Here is a 2,899-nt window from a genome sequence, read left to right on the forward strand (position 1 = left end):
TGCTTTATATTATGCCATCAGCTTAGCCAGACAATTGTCTGAGTATTTATACTGACTGCAAAAGTGGGATGCTCCCATACGTCGTTTCTGTTAGTCCCATAGATGAAGCGATCGTTAATTTCGCCAGCAGCTTTAGCAGCAACCAGAAACAAAGGATTATCTTGAGCATCAACCGGAATCACTCCTTCATGCACTTGAAGAGAGTTAAAAGAATCCCCTCTATAGAAGTTTGGTCGAAATTGATGATCGGCCTGCGTGTCATCCAGACCCAGAATATTGGTGGCTAAACGAGAATTACCGGCTGCATTAGTTGTCACCAAATTTGTGTAGGCGGTCACGACACGGCTGTGTTGATCGTTCGCAGTGGTACCGAAGTCAAAAAGGAAAGATTCCCTGGCAGTTCCAGCTTGAGCTTCATTTCCCGCTACACTACTGATGCCATTAAAACTTCTTCTTGAAGCCGCAGCACCAAGGTCTAAGCGTTTGATGGGGTCTGCAATTCCTCCCTTTTTATCTAATACGTATCCATTTGATAGGTCAGTATCGAAGCCATTAGTTGTATCGTATGGACTCACGAATCTTGCAGTATTTGATGCTGAGTCAAGGGCTGTAACCGAACCAACTTGACCACCTAGGGTATTGAAACTGGCGGCAAGTTCGCTGGCAAGGTGAGCACCAAGACTATGACCAACAATATTGAGTGCTGCGGCTGGCATTCCCCACTCCACAAGTTTGTTTCGGACTGCGTTTGCCACTGGAGTAATCCAGGAACCAGACCTGTAAAGGTCTCCTAGAGCGATCCCTGCTCCTGCATTGTTTGTTGGGGTGCCGCTCACTTGAGTCCAGTCAAGAGCTAAAACTATATCGTTTGGGTTAGCATTATTGATGGCTCTGGCTAGAGTGGCATCAAAAGAATCGCTGGGCGCTGTGAAACCAGGAATCAGCAGCCATACTTTTTCACCAGTCCATTGTTCGGCAGAGGGAACGGAGAAGGGCGCACGGATATTTATTTGACGCTGACTTGGACTAAAAGCATTCGTAGGTGGTCTGTTAGTTTCGCCACCTGTTACCAAAAACGGAGTATTTATCGATGTCATTGTCTATTCCTCTCAAGTTAGGTTGGTAAAGATGATTATTAGTTTGCCTTTTTAGACTTTCTCCACAAGTGAACTCCACCCAAGCCCAAAAAAGCCAACAATGAGGCGAAGGGGGAGGCGTTCTCTGGTACAGCAGTAGGAGGAGATTCGTTAATTTCTAAGGTCACACCCCCATTACCTGAAACAGTTCCATTTCGCAAGACGAAAAAAAATGTCCCAGGATCTACAAACATAAATCCGTTATTTCCACCCCAAACTCCGCCATCATTTCCCGGAGCAACTTGGAAGCCAAATTGAGAGGGAATTCCGTTCTCAAAAGCCAAAACGGGAGCGTCTGGGAAGTTTAAATCATCACTGGCCGTATAGGTGACAGGAGTTAAGCCATCAGCAAAGTCCAGAAATCTAAAGTTCAGGGATAGCAGTCCTGGTATAATTCGATCATTGATGGTCATGACCTCCTCGCCGACTTTAGTTAGATGTGTATCGTCGTAGGCAAAGTCACCGGTGTAGACACGACCCGCGAAGTCGGGATCGTTGACGTTCACGACGTTGACTTTGATTGTGCCTGTGATTGTAGCTGCCATAGCGGTCGCTCCTGGAAATGTAGATATTAAATATGTTCCAAGGATAGCGGTCAGTCCATATTTTATGTTCATTAGATATTCCTGATTTGAAAGGCTTCACCCACAAGAGCGAGTTTGTTTTCGTCTGTAGCAGCAATTAACGAAAACAACATCTTGAGATACACATTAAAGCCGACTCGCGGTATTGTAAACCCGTAAATTTACTAGAGTTTCCGAGGCGAAATTAGGTATCCGCTCAATAATTCGGGGCGGACTACCCACTCAGGAACGATTTTGCGTCTTTTGATGTGCATCGTTGAGCGATTTACCCCGGATTATTGAGCGGATACGAAATTAGGATATATTGTGAAAATCTCAGTAATTATATCTACGCCATGCTTCAAGTTAAGTTAGTAAAGATGATTAATTGTTTCCCTTTCTCCACTTTCTCCAGAAGTGAACTGCACCCAAGCCCAAAAAGGCCAACAATGAGGCGACGGGGGAGGAGTTCTCCGGTACAGGAGTAGGTTCAGTAGTAGGTTCAGTAATTTCTAAGCTCACAATCCCATCACCTCCAATAGTTCCATTTCGCAAGGCGAAATTAAATGACCTGGGATCTCCGAACATAAGTCCATCATTTCCAGATGTAGAAAAAAATTGGAAGGCAAATTGAGTGGGAATTCCGTTCTCTAAATACAAAAGTGGATAGTCTGGAAATTCATCAACATCATCGGCTGTGTAGGTGACAGGATTTAAGCCAGTAGCAAAGTCCAGAAATCTAAAGTTCATAGATAACAGTCCCGGTATAATTCCATTTCCACCACCACCATTTATGGTCATTAATTCTGTGCCGACTTTGGTCAGATGTGTATCGTCGTAGGCAAAGTCACCCGTGTAGACCCCCGCGAAGTCGCCACCAGTGACGTTGACTTTGATTGTGCCTCCTATTGTGGCTGCCATAGCGGTCGCTCCTGCTAATGTGGATATTAAATATGTTCCCAGGATAGCGGTCAGTCCATATTTTATGTTCATTAGATATTCCTGTTTTGAAAGGCTTGACCCACAGCAGCGAGTTTGTTTTCGTTTGTAGCAGCAATTAACGAAAACAACATATTGGGATAGACATTAAAGCTTTTTTGCCGTATTTGATACCGTAAATTTACTAGAGTTTTTAGCCAAAATTAGGAGATATTGTGAAAATCTCAGTCAAAAGAAACCGGGTTTTTATCGAGTTTGCGG

Annotated in this window: 3 protein-coding genes; all 3 read right to left on the reverse strand. The window is 44.2% G+C overall.

The genetic code is table 11. The features are described 5' to 3' along the window. Positions 1-17: 17 nt before the first annotated feature. The 3 genes from QT984_RS23945 to QT984_RS23955 all read right to left on the reverse strand — a co-directional run bounded on the left by QT984_RS23945 (position 18) and on the right by QT984_RS23955 (position 2,620). A complete protein-coding gene (locus QT984_RS23945; protein WP_333055491.1) occupies positions 18-1,097 on the reverse strand; it encodes a hypothetical protein in 1,080 nt (359 codons plus the stop codon). A 38-nt stretch (positions 1,098-1,135) separates the two neighbouring features. Then, complete coding sequence (locus QT984_RS23950; protein ID WP_333055492.1) at positions 1,136-1,681, reverse strand: hypothetical protein; 546 nt, start codon at positions 1,679-1,681, stop codon at positions 1,136-1,138. A 402-nt stretch (positions 1,682-2,083) separates the two neighbouring features. Further along, a complete protein-coding gene (locus QT984_RS23955; RefSeq protein ID WP_333055493.1) occupies positions 2,084-2,620 on the reverse strand; it encodes a hypothetical protein in 537 nt (178 codons plus the stop codon). Between the last annotated feature and the right edge of the window lie 279 nt (positions 2,621-2,899).

The sequence above is a fragment of the Microcoleus sp. Z1_B2 genome (assembly GCF_036700325.1).
In the GTDB taxonomy this organism is placed as follows: Bacteria; Cyanobacteriota; Cyanobacteriia; order Cyanobacteriales; family Microcoleaceae; genus Microcoleus.